Raw genomic sequence first — 15,646 nt, 5'->3', positions numbered from 1 at the left:
TATCTTCCGCTATATATTTTGTTCTATTGTGCCATGTTCCACATGGAACATCCTGCCATTTTCATCTCGCATATCTGCAATCTGACTGTCAGTAATAGAACTTACAAAAACTTGAGCCCCCGTCTCTTTCAAGCAGTCAGCAAGACGCTTGCGACGTTGGCTATCTAATTCAGATGCAAAGTCATCAATTAAGTAGATACATTGCTTGCCAGTCATTTCAGTCAGGTGTTGCCCCTGCGCAACCCGCAGCGCACACACCATCAGCTTTAACTGACCTCGTGACAACACGTCCTCTACGGGAGTGCCATTCACTTTTATGCGTAAATCCGCTTTATTTGGTCCACTAAAGGTGTAACCAAGCGCTTGATCACGCTCAAAATTCTTTTCTAGTATTTCTTGATATGGGGTCTCTTTATCCCAACCACGATAATACTTTAATTGGATATCAAATTCTGGCAAAAACTCTTGGCAGATCTGCTCCGCTTTGACTTTCATCTGCTCAATATAGGTCGCTCGCCACTGACTGATGTTTTCAGCCAACCTGGCCATCTCTTGATCCCAGTAGCTGAGCTCTCGATAGCTAGTGGCGGTTTTCAACAAGGCATTACGTTGCTTGTTGAGGCGCTTAAATCGCCCCCACGCATCATAAAAAGCAGACTCAGTATGAAACACGCCCCAGTCAATAAATGCACGGCGATGTTTCGGCCCGTCCGTTAGTAGATCAAACCCTTCCGGATGAATCAACTGCAAAGGTAAGACTTGGGCCAGTTGTGCCAACTTTTGTCCAGATTGACCGCCTATTTTAACCTCTGTTGAGCCGTCACGCTGCTTATTAATGCCAATTGGTAGCTCAAATTGATCCGAGTTCAAAAAACGACCGTGAACAAACAGTTCATTACACTCATTTTGAATCACTCTTCCGGTCAATGAGCTTTTAAACGAGCGACCATGACCAAGCAGATAAATAGCTTCTAAGACACTGGTTTTGCCACTGCCATTAGGCCCAATAAGAAAGTTAAAGCCTGCTGACAGGTTAATGTCACAGGCTTCGATGTTTCTAAATTGTTTTATGATTAGACGAGAAAGCGGCATGCTAGAGTCGAATCGGCATTACCACATACATGGCGCTGTCGTCGGCGGCATTCTCAATCAGTGCACTGGCGTTGGCATCAGACATAGATACTCGAACCGTTTCACAGCGCAATGTATTAAGCACATCCAATACGTAGCTGACGTTGAAACCAATCTCAATTGGCTCTCCTTCAAAGCTAACGTCAAGCATCTCTTCCGCTTCTTCTTGCTCTGGGTTATTGGCGGTAATGCGCATTTCGGTATCCGCTAGGTTCACGCGTACACCACGGAACTTCTCGTTAGACAGAATCGCGGCACGCGAGAAAGCTTGGCGCAGTTCATCACAGCCCGCTTCTAGCGTTTTACTGGTGCTTTGTGGCATTACGCGGCGGTAGTCAGGGAAGCGACCATCCACCAGCTTAGACGTAAAAACATAGTTATTGACTTCAGCACGTACGTTTGAACTGCCAATCTGTAGTACAACTGGCTGTTCTGGCGCATCAAGTAACTTAACTAGCTCAAGCACACCTTTACGCGGCACAATGATTTGCTTTTGTGCAAAGTCTGCGCCTAGCTGAGTTTGAGATACCGCCATACGGTGACCGTCAGTAGCCACACTACGTAGTGTCGTACCTTCGATTTCAAATAGCATACCGTTTAGATAGTAACGTACGTCTTGGTTTGCCATCGAAAATTGGGTCTTTTCCACTAAGCCACGCAGCTCTGCTTGAGTCAACGAGACTTCAACTTCACTCTGCCAATCTTCGATATTTGGAAAATCATTGGCTGGCAATGTAGATAGTGAGAAACGGCTACGGCCAGAGCGGACTTGCACGCGATCACCTTCCAAGACGAAAGTAATCACAGAATCATCAGGTAAACCACGACAAATATCGAGGAATTTACGTGAAGGAACAGTAATGCTGCCGGCTTCAAATTCGCCTTCCAAAGTGACACGACTAATCAGCTCAACTTCTAAGTCTGTTGCCGTCATCGATAGCACGTTATCTTCTACTTTGAGTAATAGGTTGCCTAGAATTGGCAAAGTAGGACGACCACCTAGTGCACCAGACACTTGTTGAAGTGGTTTAAGCAGGTGGCTACGCTCAATGGAAAATTTCATAGGATACTCTTATCCGAATTCGTTGTTGTTGCTCGATGCTTAGAATACTGTGAATCAAGAAATAGTGCGAATTAAGAAGAAAGAGTACGAATCAGGTTCGAGTAATCTTCTTTAATATCGTGGCTCTCTTCACGCAGCTGCTCAATCTTACGGCAAGCATGCAAAACCGTCGTATGGTCACGACCACCGAATGCATCACCGATTTCCGGTAGGCTGTGGTTGGTAAGCTCTTTCGCCAGTGCCATCGCCAGCTGACGCGGACGCGCAACCGAACGTGAACGACGTTTCGACAGTAAATCAGCGACTTTAATCTTGTAGTATTCCGCCACTGTCTTTTGGATATTGTCGATAGTGACTAACTTCTCTTGTAGAGCTAGCAAATCACGCAACGCTTCACGCACGAAGTCGATAGTAATCGGACGACCGGTGAAGTTGGCATTGGCAATAACGCGGTTTAGTGCACCTTCTAGCTCACGAACATTAGAACGTAGACGCTTAGCAATAAAGAACGCCACTTCATCCGCAAGGTGGATTTGGTGGTCTTCCGCTTTTTTCATCAAGATCGCGACGCGAGTTTCAAGCTCAGGTGGCTCGATCGCCACGGTTAGACCCCAACCAAAACGAGATTTTAGACGATCTTCTACGCCGCTGATCTCTTTAGGATAGCGATCCGAAGTCAAGATGATCTGTTGATTGCCTTCAAGCAAAGCGTTGAATGTGTGGAAGAACTCTTCCTGAGAACGCTCCTTGTTAGCGAAGAATTGAATATCATCGATAAGCAGCGCATCAACACTGCGGTAGTAACGCTTAAACTCTTCAATCGCGTTATTTTGCAGTGCTTTTACCATGTCTTGCACGAAACGCTCAGAGTGCATGTAAACCACTTTCGCGTTTGGCTTATTATCAACAATGGCATTCCCAACCGCATGCAGAAGGTGTGTCTTACCCAGGCCTGTACCACCGTATAGGAACAGCGGGTTATAAGCAGAACCAGGGTTATCAGAAACTTGACGCGCCGCAGCCAAACCCAGTTGGTTTGACTTACCTTCAACGAAGTTAGTGAATTTGTGTTTCGGGTTGACGTTCGAGCGGTGATTGATGTCAGCGATCGCTTGTGCATCATCATCCCAAGTTTTATGTACTGGTTTACGCGCTTGTAGCTGCGCTGGTGCTGAAGACTCTGCGGCCACATCGGCTGGCGTACGTTTCGGCGCAGGCTTTGGTGCCGCAACACGGCGACTGCCGACTTCAAAACGCAGGCTCGGTACGTCATTGCCGCAATACTCTTGCAGTAGACGATTAATGCTATTTAGGTATTTATCGCGAACCCAGTCCAAAACAAAACGGTTTGGGGCAAATAAAGTGAGCGTATTGTCATTGAGCTCTGCCTGTAACGGACGAACCCACATGCTGAATTCCGTTGCTGGTAGCTCTTCTTGAAGCTGTTGCAAACATTGCAACCAAAGCGAAGATGACACGGTGCCCCCACTCGAAAGTAATTGATCTGAAAAGATTGGCAATTTTACCTGTTGATAACCAAGATCGCCAGCAAATGATCGACGATCCAGTGAATAAGATCTAAGTTATTCACAATATTTTTGACATTATTCGCTGGATCCCCACATCCAGTCCCATTTTTACTCACACCTTGATCCACAAAGTGACCAAATTGCGCTGATCTTTCATCTGGTGATAACTCTGTGAATGAATATTTTTTCACAGTGCAATTTCGTCTTTTTTCTGCTGAGTTCATCTAACCTGTTACTAGTGACCATTTCTCCACCTTATTACTCTACTGTCTAGGTTATTGCTCTTGGTTATTTATCTAATTAACTAAAGAGACAGTAGTATTTATCCCCATAATTATATGGAGTTGTACTATGAAAAACTGGATTAAGGCTGCAGTTGCAGCAATCGCGCTTTCTGCTGCTACTGTTCAAGCGGCAACTGAAGTTAAAGTCGGCATGTCTGGCCGCTACTTCCCATTCACTTTTGTTCAGCAAGATAAGCTACAGGGCTTTGAAGTTGATTTATGGGATGAGATCGGCAAGCGCAATGACTACCAAGTAGAATACGTGACTGCAAACTTTTCTGGTTTATTTGGTCTTCTAGAGACAGGTCGTATTGATACTATTTCAAACCAAATCACCATGACGGATGCACGTAAGGCGAAATACCTATTTGCTGACCCATATGTTGTTGATGGCGCACAAATCACCGTTCGTAAAGGTAATGACAACATCCAAGGTGTTGAAGATCTAGCGGGCAAGACGGTTGCAGTCAACCTAGGTTCGAACTTTGAACAACTACTGCGTGATTACGATAAAGATGGCAAGATCAATATCAAGACTTACGACACAGGTATTGAGCACGATGTCGCACTAGGTCGTGCAGATGCATTTGTAATGGATCGTCTTTCAGCACTAGAGCTGATCAAGAAAACAGGTCTACCACTACAGCTAGCAGGTCAGCCATTTGAAACAATTCAAAACGCATGGCCATTTGTTGATAACGACAATGGTAAGAAACTGCAAGCAGAAGTAAATCAAGCTCTTGCAGCAATGCGCGCTGATGGTACGCTAGCAAAAATCTCTGAGAAATGGTTTGGTGCTGATATCACCAAATAAGCTGATACTCGATTTCTAGCCGACTGACTTAATAAGTGTTGGCTAGCCTTTAACCCACTGCTTTCCTTCCTTTGCAGTGGGTTTTGCTTTTTATTTTTGTGATTTATTTTGGGACACGTTATGGGATTCGATTTTAATTACATGCTGGATCTGATGCCGATACTGCTCAGGTATCTTGGCACAACCATGGAAATGGCGACGTGGGGTTTAATCTTTTCACTGATTTTATCCGTCATTTTGGCGAATATTCGTGTATTTCGCGTCCCAGTACTTGATCAACTTAGCCAGCTATACATCAGCTTTTTCCGTGGTACGCCGCTACTAGTGCAGTTGTTCCTGCTTTATTATGGCTTACCACAAATCTTCCCATTCTTAGTCGGTCTTGATGCCTTCGGTGCAGCGGTGATTGGTTTAACACTTCACTTTGCCGCTTACATGGCAGAGAGTATTCGCGCCGCAATTATCGGGATTGATCGTAGCCAAATGGAAGCGAGCCTTTCTGTCGGAATGACTACGCCTCAGGCAATGCGCCGCGTGATCTTACCTCAAGCAACCCGTGTCGCTTTACCTTCGTTGATGAATTACTTTATCGATATGATCAAATCCACCTCTTTGGCTTTTACCTTAGGCGTGGCCGAAATCATGGCCAAAGCGCAAATGGAGGCGTCTTCAAGCTTTCGTTTCTTTGAAGCTTTCCTCGCGGTTGCCCTCATCTACTGGGGTGTTGTAGTAATCCTAACCCGCGTGCAAATTTGGGCAGAAGCCAAACTGAATAAGGCGTATGTACGATGATTAAGCTAGACAATATTCATAAGCGCTTTGGCGACACTGAAGTACTAAAAGGGATCGACCTGGAAATTAACCAAGGTGAGATTATCGTTATCATTGGCTCTAGTGGTACGGGTAAATCAACCCTACTGCGCACGGTCAACTTTCTTGAAAGCGCCGATAAAGGGGTGATTACGATTGATGATGTCAGCGTCGATAGTGAAAAGCACTCCAAAGCAGAAGTGCTCGCCCTGCGCCGTAAAACCGGCTTTGTTTTCCAAAATTACGCCTTGTTCGCACATATGACGGCAAGACAAAACATTGCCGAAGGCCTGATTACCGTGCGTGGCTGGAAAAAATCAGACGCCTTAACTCGCGCTCAAGAGATTCTTGATGATATTGGCTTAGGCGATAAAGGCGAAAGTTATCCAGCGGCACTATCAGGTGGCCAGCAGCAACGTGTGGGTATCGGACGCGCCATGGCACTGCAACCTGAGCTGCTGCTTTTTGATGAGCCGACATCGGCACTTGATCCTGAATGGGTCGGAGAAGTTCTTAATCTAATGAAGGACTTAGCAACAAAACATCAGACCATGCTAGTGGTCACTCATGAAATGCAATTTGCTAGAGAGGTCGCCGATCGGGTGATCTTTATGGCTGAAGGCAATATTGTTGAGCAAGGTTCTCCACAGGATATCTTTGGTAATCCACAAGATCCTCGCTTACAAAAATTCCTTCGACAAGTTGGTGCTGAATAAAGATCGCCTCAGAAGATCGTTTGATCCTTGAGATTTTGCTCACACTACGTATAATCGCTCGGCCGGAATTTAGCGCTTGCACAAAGATTGACACTTTGTGTGACTGTGATTACAATTCCGCCTCTTTGTTGAGAGGCGTCGGTTTTGTCCTCTTTATATATAAAGAAGACGTTACTACCCACGCCGGGTTAACATTGACCTAAAACTACTGATCAGTAAAGGTATTTATCATGAAACGCACTTTTCAACCTTCAGTTCTAAAGCGCAAGCGTACTCACGGTTTCCGTGCACGTATGGCTACTAAGAACGGTCGTGCAACAATCAATGCACGTCGCGCTAAAGGCCGTAAGCGTCTTTCTAAGTAATCTTCGATTATTTTGAATACGTACGCGTTCAATCGGGAGTTACGCTTGTTAACTCCCGAGCATTATCAAAATGTCTTCCAGCAAGCTCACCGAGCTGGCTCACCTCATTTCACCATCATTGCCCGTAAAAATAGCCTATCTCATCCTCGACTAGGTTTAGCCGTTCCTAAAAAGCAGATTAAAACCGCCGTCGGTCGTAATCGTTTTAAACGCCTTGCTCGTGAAAGCTTTCGTAACAATCAACATCAACTTGCACACAAAGATTATGTTGTTATTGCCAAGAAAACCGCGCAAGATTTAAGCAATGAAGAAATATTCAAATTGTTTGATAAATTATGGCAGCGCCTGTCTCGCCCTTCACGTGGGTAGCAATCGGCATAGTTCGATTTTACCAAGGCTTTATTAGTCCAATTCTTGGACCACGTTGTCGTTTTTCCCCAACTTGCTCTACTTATGCCCTAGAAGCGTTGAAAGCTCACGGTTTTGTAAAAGGGTGTTGGTTATCAAGCAAACGTCTATTAAAATGCAACCCTTTAAATAAGAAGGGTTGGACATACGATCCCGTACCACCAGTCCAACAACAAGACAGAGATAAATAACGATGGATTCTCAACGTAATATCCTGTTAATCGCGCTAGCACTGGTTTCTTTCCTATTGTTCCAGCAATGGCAAGTTGCAAAGAATCCAACGCCTCAGCCGGTTGAGCAGGCTCAATCAAGCAGTACTCTACCTGCACCATCATTTGCCGATGAGCTAGACCCTGCGCCAGCGCAGCAGCAAGCTTCAGCAAAAACTATTACCGTTACAACTGATGTATTGACTCTGTCGATTGATACGGTTGGTGGTGATGTGATTAATGCAGACCTAAACCAATACTCAAACGAGCTTGATTCAGAAGACCCATTTGTTCTACTTAAGAACGAAGCTGGTCATCAATTCATTGCTCAGAGTGGCTTGGTTGGTCCTCAAGGTATCGACCTAAGCAGCACAAACCGTCCAGCTTACTCTGTAAGCGCAGACAGCTTCACGCTTGCTGATGGCCAGGATGAACTACGCATTCCAATGACGTTCACGGCTAACGGTCTTGAGTACACTAAGACATTCGTTATGAAACGCGGCAGCTACGCTATCGACGTTGAATACGACATCGTAAACAAATCTGGTAACAACGCGACATTTGGTATGTACGCTCACCTACGTCAAAGCTTACTTGACGCAGGCGGTAGTATCACAATGCCAACGTATCGCGGTGGTGCATACTCTACTGAAGATACTCGCTACAAGAAGTACAAATTTAAAGATATGCAAGATCGCAACCTGTCTCTAAATCTGACCAACGGTCAAGGTTGGGCAGCGATGATCCAGCACTATTTTGCTTCTGCATGGATCCCTCGCAATGCTCCAGGTACTAATCTATACACTCGCGTGATCGGTAACCTAGGTGATATTGGTGTTCGTATGCCAAACAAAACCATCAGTGACGGTGAGAGTGCAAAATTCCGAGCAACACTGTGGGTTGGTCCTAAACTACAAGACCAAATGGCTGAAGTGGCGCCAAACCTAGATCTAGTGGTCGACTACGGTTGGTTATGGTTTATCGCAAAACCACTGCACACACTACTGTCATTTATCCAAAGCTTTGTGGGTAACTGGGGTGTGGCAATCATCTGTTTGACCTTCATCGTACGTGGTGCCATGTACCCACTAACGAAAGCGCAATACACGTCTATGGCGAAAATGCGTATGCTGCAGCCAAAACTGCAAGCAATGCGTGAGCGTATCGGTGATGACCGTCAGCGAATGAGCCAAGAGATGATGGAACTGTATAAGAAAGAGAAAGTGAACCCACTGGGTGGTTGTCTTCCTCTTGTTCTACAGATGCCTATCTTCATCTCACTGTACTGGGCACTGATGGAATCGGTTGAGCTACGTCACTCACCATTCTTTGGTTGGATTCACGACCTTTCAGCGCAAGACCCTTACTACATCTTGCCGCTACTGATGGGTGCTTCTATGTTCCTAATTCAGAAGATGAGCCCGACAACAGTAACGGATCCGATGCAGCAGAAGATCATGACCTTTATGCCGGTTATGTTTACCTTCTTCTTCCTGTTCTTCCCATCAGGTTTGGTTCTATACTGGCTAGTATCGAACGTAGTAACACTGATTCAACAGTCGCTGATTTACAAGGCACTGGAGAAAAAAGGCTTACACTCTAAGTAACCTTTGAGCAGAAATAGCAAGAAAGGCGGCCTAAGGGTCGCCTTTTTTATTTGAGCTGATTACAATTCAACACATTACTTATTTGCCACGATATGGCACCAAGAATAGACAGGCACAACTATGACAACTGATACCATTGTTGCACAGGCAACCGCCCCAGGGCGTGGTGGCGTGGGCATTATCCGCGTATCTGGCCCGCTCGCCGCGAAAGTCGCACTCGAAGTGACAAATAAAGAGCTGCGCCCACGTTATGCTGAGTACCTGCCATTTACTGCAGAAGATGGTACTCAACTCGATCAAGGTATCGCACTCTACTTCCCTAACCCACACTCTTTTACTGGGGAAGATGTCCTTGAGCTACAAGGTCATGGTGGCCCCGTTGTCATGGATATGCTGATTAAGCGTATCCTTAAAATTTCTGGCATCCGCACCGCGCGTCCAGGTGAATTCTCTGAGCGAGCATTCTTAAACGATAAGCTCGATTTAGCGCAAGCAGAGGCAATTGCCGACCTTATTGATGCCAGTTCAGAAGAAGCAGCAAAGTCAGCACTACAATCGCTGCAAGGAGCCTTCTCAGGCCGAATCAATACCTTGGTCGAATCACTGATTCATCTACGCATTTATGTCGAAGCCGCTATCGATTTCCCTGAAGAAGAGATCGACTTCCTCGCTGATGGTAAAGTCGCTGCAGACCTACAAACCATCATAGATAACTTAGCCGCCGTACGAAAAGAAGCGAATCAAGGCGCAATTATGCGTGAAGGGATGAAGGTGGTCATCGCAGGCCGACCAAACGCTGGCAAATCTAGCCTATTGAACGCGCTATCAGGTAAAGAGTCCGCGATTGTGACCGATATTGCAGGTACTACGCGTGACGTTCTACGCGAACATATCCATATTGATGGTATGCCGCTGCATATTATCGATACCGCAGGCTTACGTGATGCATCCGATGAAGTTGAAAAAATCGGTATTGAGCGAGCATGGGATGAAATAGCACAAGCTGACCGCGTACTATTTATGGTTGATGGCACTACCACAGATGCCACTGACCCTAAAGAGATCTGGCCCGATTTCGTTGATCGTCTACCAGGCAACATCGGCATGACAGTTATTCGTAATAAAGCCGATCAAACCGGTGAAGATCTCGGCATCTGCCATGTTAACGATCCTACCCTAATTCGCCTCTCAGCTAAGACGGGGGAAGGTGTGGAAGCGCTGAGAACACACCTAAAAGAGTGCATGGGATTTGCTGGTGGACATGAAGGTGGCTTTATGGCGCGTCGTCGTCATTTAGAAGCACTTGAAAGCGCCTCTGAGCACCTAAATATCGGCCAACAACAACTTGAGGGCTATATGGCTGGCGAGATACTGGCAGAAGAGCTACGCATCGCGCAGCAGCATCTGAGTGAAATCACCGGCGAGTTTAGTTCCGACGATTTGCTCGGCAGAATCTTTACTTCATTCTGTATTGGTAAATAACCTAAAACGCGGCCTTGTAGCCGCGTTTTTTATTCGAAAAGGAATAGAAATGATCCACATTATTACCGGCAGTACGCTAGGTGGCGCTGAATATGTTGGCGATCACTTGAGTGACCTACTGATTGAAAACGGCCTAGAAACAACTATCCATAACCAACCCGAGCTTTCTAATATCGAAGCAAAAGGCATCTGGTTACTGATAACATCAACTCACGGCGCTGGTGAATACCCAGACAATATCCAGCCATTTATTGCATCTTTACAAGCGACACCGCCAAAAATGAATGATGTTAAATACGCAATCATCGCGATTGGAGATTCAAGTTACGACACCTTTTGCGCAGCTGGTTTACACGCTCATGAGCTACTTTCTGACATCGGTGGTAGTGCACTAGCTGATTGTTTTACTATCGACATTCTTAGCCATAACGTCCCTGAAGACGCTGCTGAAAAGTGGCTAAAAACGCATGTTCATCTCTTTCAAGCCTAATTAAAGTGGCCGTTCTAACGGCCATTTTCCTCTCCCTCTTTTAAATGTGAATAACTTTTCTCCCTTTCCAACAAACTGTTTGCTCATTATTCAACCAAAAGAGTTGTGGATAAACTACGATCTATCCGGTGATTAACCTATAGTTATCCAAAGAATAACTTAGATCCTTTTTCACCCCTGTGCATAACTAGCCATTTTGATCCCAGCTAATCCTCGATCTGATCAAAGCAAGATCACATGATATGATCCACATAAGATCCATGATCTTGTTGATCATTTTCTACTTATCCACAGAAACTGGTGATCTTAATAATAGATCTAATAAAAGATCATATATATAGATCTTATATATATTAGAGCTTTCAAGCTTTGAATGAAAAGCGTCAAAAGCATTTTCTCTCTTCGTGAAAGAAGGTAGAATAGCGCTCTTTTATCTGTCCAACTCTCTCTTGAATACCTGAGGTCGGTTCATGCTTTATCACGAAAAATTTGACGTCATTGTTGTTGGTGGCGGTCACGCAGGAACGGAAGCCGCACTCGCATCAGCTCGAACAGGGCAAAATACGCTTTTGCTCACACACAATATTGATACTTTAGGCCAAATGTCATGTAACCCAGCGATTGGTGGTATTGGCAAAGGGCACTTAGTCAAAGAAGTCGATGCTATGGGCGGGTTAATGGCTCAAGCCATTGATTATTCGGGTATTCAGTTTAGAACATTAAACGCATCCAAAGGACCAGCAGTTCGAGCAACACGCGCTCAAGCAGATCGAGCGTTATACAAAGCCTATATACGTCATGCGTTAGAAAACACGCCCAACTTAACTTTGTTCCAGCAATCCGTTGATGATCTGATTGTCGATAATGATCAAGTTACAGGTGTTGTCACTCAAATGGGTCTGCGTTTTCATGCCAAAGCGGTAGTTTTAACTGTAGGTACTTTCCTTGGTGGTAAGATCCACATCGGTATGGAAAGTTCTTCAGGTGGCCGAGCTGGGGATCCACCATCGATCGCTTTAGCGGATCGTTTACGTGAGTTGCCTTTCCGAGTTGATCGTCTTAAAACAGGTACACCACCTCGTATTGATGCACGTAGTGTCGATTTTTCTGATTTGGAAGTGCAGCACGGTGACAATCCTGCACCTGTATTTTCATTCATGGGTAAACGTGAACACCACCCACGTCAGATTCCGTGTTTTATTACTCATACCAACGAAAAAACTCACGACGTTATTCGCAATAACCTAGATCGTAGTCCTATGTATGCTGGGGTTATTGAAGGTATTGGCCCTCGTTACTGCCCTTCGATAGAAGACAAGGTGATGCGTTTTGCTGATAAAAATAGTCATCAGATCTTTATTGAGCCAGAAGGACTGAATACACACGAGCTTTACCCGAACGGTATTTCCACCAGCTTGCCATTCGATGTGCAGGTGCAAATCGTTCGTTCAATGAAAGGTTTCGAGAACGCGCATATTGTTCGTCCAGGTTATGCGATCGAATACGATTTCTTTGATCCACGTGATTTGAAACAGACTTATGAAACCAAATTTATTAATGGCTTGTTCTTTGCTGGCCAAATTAACGGCACGACAGGCTATGAAGAAGCGGCAGCACAAGGTCTAATGGCTGGTCTTAACGCAAGTTTACATAGTCAAGGCAAGGAAGGTTGGAACCCTCGCCGCGATCAAGCTTACATGGGCGTATTGATTGATGACTTATCAACCATGGGCACCAAAGAACCGTACCGCATGTTTACCTCACGCGCGGAATACCGCTTGTTGCTACGTGAAGACAACGCTGATCTGCGTTTGACTGCTCAAGCACGTGAGTTAGGTTTGATTGATGATGCTCGTTGGGCTCGCTTCAATGAAAAAATCGACAACATGGAAACGGAACGTCAACGTTTAAAAGATATTTGGATGAACCCAAAATCAGCAGATGTCGATGCGCTCAATGGGCTGCTGAAAACCCCAATGGCACGCGAAGCAAGTGGGGAGGATCTTCTACGTCGCCCTGAGATCACTTATGCACAGCTAACTGCATTGGACGCTTTTGCTCCGCCTCTAGAAGATCAACAAGCGGCTGAACAGGTTGAGATCCAAGTTAAGTACGAAGGTTACATTAAGCGTCAGCAGGATGAGGTTGAAAAATCACTGCGTCATGAGAACACTAAATTACCCCTCGATCTCGATTATTCACAGGTGAAAGGTTTGTCGAATGAGGTTGTGGCTAAGTTAGGTGAAGCGAAACCTGAATCAATCGGTATTGCTGCGCGTATTTCTGGTATTACCCCAGCGGCGATTTCGATTCTTCTTGTTCATCTCAAGAAACACGGCATGCTAAAAAAGGGTAAGGAAGAATAATGTCTCAGCTACGTACACAACTTGATGCGCTGATTGCTCAAACAGATTTAGACGTCTCGGCACACCAACGTGAACAGTTGGTGGGCTATGTTGAAATGCTCAATAAATGGAATAAGGCGTATAACTTAACTTCCGTTCGTGATCCGCAAGATATGCTGGTTAAACACATTATGGATAGCATCATTGTTAGTACTCACTTACAAGGAGAGCGTTTCATTGATGTCGGTACTGGGCCTGGATTACCAGGTATTCCTCTAGCGATCATGAATCCGACCAAACAGTTTTGTTTACTCGACAGTTTAGGAAAGCGAATTCGATTCATTAAGCAAGTTCTACATGAACTAAAGATTGATAATGTGAATCCGATTCAAAGTCGAGTCGAAGAGTATCAACCTGAAGATAAGTTTGATGGTGTACTAAGCCGAGCCTTCGCGTCCATCACGGATATGGTTGAGTGGTGCCACCACTTACCGAAAGCGGATACAGGACACTTTTTAGCTTTGAAAGGCCAACTACCACAGGATGAGATTGACCAATTACCTGAGTGGTGTTCTGTGACCGATATCAAAGCTTTGAATGTTCCTCAATTGGAAGGCGAGCGTCATCTAGTAATCTTATCGCGCAAGGGATAATAGCGAGGTTCATTGTGGGAAAAATCGTAGCAATTGCCAATCAGAAAGGCGGGGTTGGTAAAACAACAACATGTATCAACTTAGCCGCGTCAATGGCCGCGACTAAGCGTAAAGTTTTGGTGATTGATCTCGATCCACAAGGGAACGCGACCATGGCCAGCGGTGTTGACAAATACCAAGTCGACGCCAGTGCCTACGAACTGTTGGTCGAGGATGTACCATTCGAAGAGGTGGTGTGCCGTAAGACTTCGGGTCACTATGATTTGATTGCCGCTAATGGCGATGTGACGGCGGCTGAAATCAAGCTAATGGAAGTCTTTGCGCGCGAAGTTCGTTTAAAGCATGCTTTAGCGTCTGTTCGTGATAGCTATGACTTTATCTTTATCGACTGTCCTCCTTCTTTAAACCTTCTTACTATCAACGCGATGGCTGCGGCCGATTCGGTTTTAGTCCCTATGCAGTGTGAGTATTTCGCACTAGAAGGTTTGACAGCACTCATGGATACCATCAGCAAGCTTGCTGCTGTTGTAAACGAGAATTTAAAAATCGAAGGCTTACTCCGTACGATGTATGATCCTCGAAACAGATTGTCTAACGAAGTATCCGACCAACTTAAAAAGCACTTTGGCAACAAGGTGTACCGCACTGTTATTCCGCGTAATGTACGCTTAGCTGAAGCGCCTAGTCATGGTAAGCCTGCAATGTACTATGACAAATATTCGTCAGGTGCTAAGGCGTATCTTGCTCTTGCCGGTGAAATGCTTCGCCGTGAAGAAGTCCCTGCATAACGACAACCAAAGGAATTTTGTCTCATGTCTAAACGTGGTTTGGGTAAAGGGCTTGACGCTCTGCTCTCTACCAGCTCATTGGCGCGTGAAAAGCAGCAAAATGCTCAGCATAGCCAAGAGCTTTCTTCGGACGGCCAATTGACCGACCTAAATATCAATAGTTTGAAGCCAGGTGTTTATCAACCTCGTAAAGATATGGAAGCGGAAGCGCTTGAAGAACTTGCCGCTTCTATCGAGTCTCAAGGCATTATTCAGCCGATAGTTGTTCGCCAGGTAGAGAGCGATAAGTTTGAGATTATTGCAGGTGAACGTCGCTGGCGCGCTGCACGCAAAGCAGGTCTAAAGCAAGTCCCATGCGTAGTAAAAAATGTTGAAGATCGCGCGGCGATCGCGATGGCGTTGATCGAAAATATTCAACGTGAAGATCTTAACGTTATCGAAGAAGCGCAAGCGTTAGATCGTTTACAGGTTGAATTTAAGCTGACCCACCAGCAAGTGGCAGAAGTGATCGGTAAGTCGCGCACTACGGTGAGTAACCTATTACGTCTAAATCAGCTTGAAGATGACGTAAAAAGCCTAGTTGCCGATAAAAAAATTGAAATGGGGCATGCTCGTGCTCTACTGGCGCTACAAGGTGAACAACAGGTAGAAGTTGCTCAGGAAGTGGCGAAGAAGCAACTGACGGTACGTCAAACTGAGCAACTAGTGAAAAAATGTCTCCAGCCTGTTGTTGAAGATAAAAATGAGCCTCATGACGCAGAGATACAAGAATTGTCACAAAAATTGAGTGCAATGCTTGGGGGGAAAGTTGCTATTGTAAGAGGACCAAGTGGAAAGTCCAAAGTGACGATAAGTCTTGATGAGCCTCACAAATTAGAGCAACTGATTGCCAAGCTCGAGAGCTAAATGAGATAATTGATCTCAGTCAATTATGTAAAAAAACATTTTTTGT

At 45.3% G+C, this 15,646-nt stretch carries 17 protein-coding genes; 13 read left to right on the top strand and 4 right to left on the bottom strand.

Going from position 1 to position 15,646, the window contains the following annotated elements; genetic code table 11:
* Positions 1 to 9: 9 nt before the first annotated feature.
* The 4 genes from recF to ACU01J_RS16400 all read right to left on the bottom strand — a co-directional run bounded on the left by recF (position 10) and on the right by ACU01J_RS16400 (position 3,947).
* Complete coding sequence (gene recF, locus ACU01J_RS16415) at positions 10 to 1,092, bottom strand: DNA replication/repair protein RecF (RefSeq protein WP_134836163.1); 1,083 nt, start codon at positions 1,090 to 1,092, stop codon at positions 10 to 12.
* Between the two features lies 1 nt (position 1,093).
* The gene (dnaN, locus tag ACU01J_RS16410; protein ID WP_481086691.1) at positions 1,094 to 2,194 is read right to left on the bottom strand and encodes a DNA polymerase III subunit beta; all 1,101 of its coding nucleotides are present in this window, start codon (positions 2,192 to 2,194) and stop codon (positions 1,094 to 1,096) included.
* A 71-nt stretch (positions 2,195 to 2,265) separates the two neighbouring features.
* Positions 2,266 to 3,672: a chromosomal replication initiator protein DnaA gene (dnaA, locus tag ACU01J_RS16405; RefSeq protein WP_481086690.1), complete on the bottom strand. Its 1,407-nt coding sequence runs from the start codon at positions 3,670 to 3,672 to the stop codon at positions 2,266 to 2,268.
* Positions 3,673 to 3,716: 44 nt separating this feature from the next.
* Entirely contained in the window at positions 3,717 to 3,947 is a 231-nt protein-coding gene (locus ACU01J_RS16400; protein ID WP_481086727.1) for a hypothetical protein, read from the bottom strand.
* Between the two features lie 127 nt (positions 3,948 to 4,074).
* Between ACU01J_RS16400 and ACU01J_RS16395 the strand changes: the two genes are divergently transcribed.
* The 13 genes from ACU01J_RS16395 (at position 4,075) to ACU01J_RS16335 (ending at position 15,600) form a co-directional block, all read left to right on the top strand.
* Complete coding sequence (locus ACU01J_RS16395) at positions 4,075 to 4,821, top strand: amino acid ABC transporter substrate-binding protein (RefSeq protein WP_481086689.1); 747 nt, start codon at positions 4,075 to 4,077, stop codon at positions 4,819 to 4,821.
* A gap of 120 nt (positions 4,822 to 4,941) precedes the next feature.
* Positions 4,942 to 5,613: an amino acid ABC transporter permease gene (locus tag ACU01J_RS16390; protein WP_134836158.1), complete on the top strand. Its 672-nt coding sequence runs from the start codon at positions 4,942 to 4,944 to the stop codon at positions 5,611 to 5,613.
* On the top strand, positions 5,610 to 6,347 hold the full coding sequence (locus ACU01J_RS16385) for an amino acid ABC transporter ATP-binding protein (RefSeq protein WP_053440003.1): 738 nt from the start codon (positions 5,610 to 5,612) through the stop codon (positions 6,345 to 6,347). Before ACU01J_RS16390 ends, ACU01J_RS16385 begins: the two co-directional genes overlap by 4 nt.
* 230 nt (positions 6,348 to 6,577) lie before the next feature.
* Positions 6,578 to 6,712 (top strand): 50S ribosomal protein L34, encoded by a 135-nt coding sequence (gene rpmH / locus ACU01J_RS16380; RefSeq protein WP_004411068.1) that lies wholly within the window; start codon positions 6,578 to 6,580, stop codon positions 6,710 to 6,712.
* 45 nt (positions 6,713 to 6,757) lie between these two features.
* Positions 6,758 to 7,081, top strand: coding sequence for a ribonuclease P protein component (gene rnpA, locus ACU01J_RS16375; RefSeq protein ID WP_004411073.1), 324 nt, complete (start codon positions 6,758 to 6,760; stop codon positions 7,079 to 7,081).
* Complete coding sequence (yidD, locus tag ACU01J_RS16370; protein WP_134836157.1) at positions 7,048 to 7,311, top strand: membrane protein insertion efficiency factor YidD; 264 nt, start codon at positions 7,048 to 7,050, stop codon at positions 7,309 to 7,311. Before rnpA ends, yidD begins: the two co-directional genes overlap by 34 nt.
* A 2-nt stretch (positions 7,312 to 7,313) precedes the next feature.
* Positions 7,314 to 8,936, top strand: coding sequence for a membrane protein insertase YidC (gene yidC / locus ACU01J_RS16365; RefSeq protein ID WP_481086688.1), 1,623 nt, complete (start codon positions 7,314 to 7,316; stop codon positions 8,934 to 8,936).
* A gap of 120 nt (positions 8,937 to 9,056) precedes the next feature.
* Positions 9,057 to 10,418 carry a tRNA uridine-5-carboxymethylaminomethyl(34) synthesis GTPase MnmE gene (gene mnmE, locus ACU01J_RS16360; RefSeq protein WP_481086687.1) on the top strand — a complete coding sequence of 454 codons (1,362 nt, stop codon included), beginning with the start codon at positions 9,057 to 9,059 and terminating at the stop codon, positions 10,416 to 10,418.
* Between the two features lie 49 nt (positions 10,419 to 10,467).
* Positions 10,468 to 10,908 (top strand): FMN-binding protein MioC, encoded by a 441-nt coding sequence (mioC, locus tag ACU01J_RS16355; protein ID WP_481086686.1) that lies wholly within the window; start codon positions 10,468 to 10,470, stop codon positions 10,906 to 10,908.
* Positions 10,909 to 11,378: 470 nt separating this feature from the next.
* Positions 11,379 to 13,274: a tRNA uridine-5-carboxymethylaminomethyl(34) synthesis enzyme MnmG gene (gene mnmG / locus ACU01J_RS16350; RefSeq protein WP_481086685.1), complete on the top strand. Its 1,896-nt coding sequence runs from the start codon at positions 11,379 to 11,381 to the stop codon at positions 13,272 to 13,274.
* Positions 13,274 to 13,906 carry a 16S rRNA (guanine(527)-N(7))-methyltransferase RsmG gene (gene rsmG, locus ACU01J_RS16345; RefSeq protein WP_481086684.1) on the top strand — a complete coding sequence of 211 codons (633 nt, stop codon included), beginning with the start codon at positions 13,274 to 13,276 and terminating at the stop codon, positions 13,904 to 13,906. Before mnmG ends, rsmG begins: the two co-directional genes overlap by 1 nt.
* A gap of 14 nt (positions 13,907 to 13,920) precedes the next feature.
* Positions 13,921 to 14,694 (top strand): ParA family protein, encoded by a 774-nt coding sequence (locus ACU01J_RS16340; protein WP_481086683.1) that lies wholly within the window; start codon positions 13,921 to 13,923, stop codon positions 14,692 to 14,694.
* Between the two features lie 24 nt (positions 14,695 to 14,718).
* Positions 14,719 to 15,600: a ParB/RepB/Spo0J family partition protein gene (locus ACU01J_RS16335; protein WP_481086682.1), complete on the top strand. Its 882-nt coding sequence runs from the start codon at positions 14,719 to 14,721 to the stop codon at positions 15,598 to 15,600.
* Positions 15,601 to 15,646 lie beyond the last annotated feature (46 nt).

The sequence above is a fragment of the Vibrio sp. 2433-A1 genome, assembly GCF_056726085.1.
This window is presented reverse-complemented; position numbering and strand designations above follow the sequence as displayed.

Coding starts and splice junctions, on each gene's coding strand:
- dnaN (WP_481086691.1), bottom strand. CDS start 2,194: ATGAAATTTTCCATTGAGCGTAGCCACCTGCTTAAACCACTTCAACAA.
- mioC (WP_481086686.1), top strand. CDS start 10,468: ATGATCCACATTATTACCGGCAGTACGCTAGGTGGCGCTGAATATGTT.
- ACU01J_RS16400 (WP_481086727.1), bottom strand. CDS start 3,947: ATGAACTCAGCAGAAAAAAGACGAAATTGCACTGTGAAAAAATATTCA.
- ACU01J_RS16390 (WP_134836158.1), top strand. CDS start 4,942: ATGGGATTCGATTTTAATTACATGCTGGATCTGATGCCGATACTGCTC.
- mnmE (WP_481086687.1), top strand. CDS start 9,057: ATGACAACTGATACCATTGTTGCACAGGCAACCGCCCCAGGGCGTGGT.
- yidC (WP_481086688.1), top strand. CDS start 7,314: ATGGATTCTCAACGTAATATCCTGTTAATCGCGCTAGCACTGGTTTCT.
- rpmH (WP_004411068.1), top strand. CDS start 6,578: ATGAAACGCACTTTTCAACCTTCAGTTCTAAAGCGCAAGCGTACTCAC.
- mnmG (WP_481086685.1), top strand. CDS start 11,379: ATGCTTTATCACGAAAAATTTGACGTCATTGTTGTTGGTGGCGGTCAC.
- yidD (WP_134836157.1), top strand. CDS start 7,048: ATGGCAGCGCCTGTCTCGCCCTTCACGTGGGTAGCAATCGGCATAGTT.
- ACU01J_RS16385 (WP_053440003.1), top strand. CDS start 5,610: ATGATTAAGCTAGACAATATTCATAAGCGCTTTGGCGACACTGAAGTA.
- rsmG (WP_481086684.1), top strand. CDS start 13,274: ATGTCTCAGCTACGTACACAACTTGATGCGCTGATTGCTCAAACAGAT.
- ACU01J_RS16395 (WP_481086689.1), top strand. CDS start 4,075: ATGAAAAACTGGATTAAGGCTGCAGTTGCAGCAATCGCGCTTTCTGCT.
- recF (WP_134836163.1), bottom strand. CDS start 1,092: ATGCCGCTTTCTCGTCTAATCATAAAACAATTTAGAAACATCGAAGCC.
- ACU01J_RS16335 (WP_481086682.1), top strand. CDS start 14,719: ATGTCTAAACGTGGTTTGGGTAAAGGGCTTGACGCTCTGCTCTCTACC.